The organism is Paraburkholderia sp. SIMBA_027 (assembly GCF_046535315.1).
Classification (GTDB): domain Bacteria; phylum Pseudomonadota; class Gammaproteobacteria; order Burkholderiales; family Burkholderiaceae; genus Paraburkholderia; species Paraburkholderia tropica.
In genome coordinates this window covers 1-232 of the sequence record NZ_JAWRWY010001707.1, presented here as the reverse complement: position 1 = coordinate 232, position 232 = coordinate 1, and the positions used below count along the sequence as shown (strand labels likewise).

The following is a 232-nucleotide window of genomic DNA, read 5'->3' as shown; positions in this document are numbered from 1 at the left end:
GCCAGCGGTTCAGCTTGGCAGTCGAGATACGGCGGTTCCAGATCTTGTCCGTATCGATGATGTTCTGCATCAGCCGGTCTAGGCCGTAGCCCGTCTGACCGGAAATCGGAACGGCACGGATGCCGCGCGCCTGCGGCAGAAGCCGCTCGGTTTTTTCGCGCAGATCGGCAAGAAATGCCTGCGGGTCTTCAACCAGATCCCATTTGTTGAAGGCGAGCACGGCGGCGCGGCC

General features: G+C 61.6%; 1 pseudogene. It reads right to left on the bottom strand.

The window, feature by feature from the left end:
• Nucleotides 1-232, bottom strand: a pseudogene (locus tag SB764_RS45005) (hypothetical protein); the annotation flags it as partial.